Source organism: Oleiphilus sp. HI0061, assembly GCF_001635675.1.
Genome location: NZ_LWFE01000108.1, coordinates 1 through 1109, shown reverse-complemented (window position 1 = coordinate 1109; position 1109 = coordinate 1). Strand labels below are relative to the sequence as shown.

Annotated in this window: 1 protein-coding gene; it reads right to left on the bottom strand. The window is 45.4% G+C overall.

Annotation, left to right across the window (positions count from 1 at the left end; translation table 11 throughout):
* A partial coding sequence (locus tag A3735_RS01300) for a glycerol kinase GlpK (protein ID WP_068637421.1) occupies positions 1 to 978 on the bottom strand: 978 nt, incomplete at its 3' end.
* Between the last annotated feature and the right edge of the window lie 131 nt (positions 979 to 1109).

The window sequence follows — 1109 nt, the reverse complement described above, 5'->3', positions numbered from 1 at the left end:
TTCACTAGCATGAGAGATAAACTTTAAGCCAGCACGCAACCATTGCACTGCCGCTCCTGCAACAAAGATGCTGCCCTCCAGAGCGTATGTCACTTCAGAATTCAGACGGTAGGCAACAGTAGTCAGTAAACGATTATTGGAGCGTAGTGGCTTCGCACCCGTATTGGCAATCATAAAGCAACCTGTTCCATAAGTGCTTTTGATCATGCCTGGCGTAAAGCAAGCCTGCCCTACCAAGGCGGACTGCTGATCACCTATCATACCGTAGACAGGCATAGAGATACCGAAAAGCTCAGCCTCGGTGTCACCAAACTCATCACTGCTATCCTTGACCTCAGGCAACAACTGTTCCGGGACATCAAAAATCTGTAACAGTTCTTTATCCCACTCTTGTGTATGTATATTGAACAAGGAAGTTCGAGAGGCGTTCGTGGCGTCACTGGCATGCGACCGACCACCGGTTAAGCGCCATAGCAGGAAAGTATCGACAGTTCCAAACGCCAAGTCCCCTTCGCGAGCTCGTTCATCAGCATCATCGACATTATCAAGAATCCAACGAATCTTACTCGCTGAGAAGTATGGGTCTACCAACAAGCCAGTCTTTTCAGAAATAGTATCTTCCAAGCCTTTATCTTTCAGGCTCTGGCAAAACTCAGAGGTTCGGCGATCCTGCCAAACAATTGCCGGATAGATTGCCTTTCCTGTCTTTCTATCCCAAACAATCGTCGTCTCCCGCTGATTGGTAATACCGATCCCCATTACCTGGTCGGATTCAAGATCTAATTTGGCAAGAACTTGCTTGATTACGCTGACAGTCGTACTCCATATTTCTTCTGGATCATGTTCGACCCATCCATCGTTTGGAAAGTGCTGGGTAAATTCAGCTTGCGCAGTAAACGCTACACGGCCTTGGTGATCAAATAGTAAAGCACGTGAGCTTGTCGTCCCTTGATCAATAGAAAGAATGAACTGAGCCATATTATGATCCCTAAAAATATTATTTTGTCGTATAGTTCAATACACTTACATGTGTAAATGTTATTATTTCAATATTAGCCAGGTGTGCAGGTGAAGGGTTCTTCTATATTGCACGACCTATGCTTTCGTTA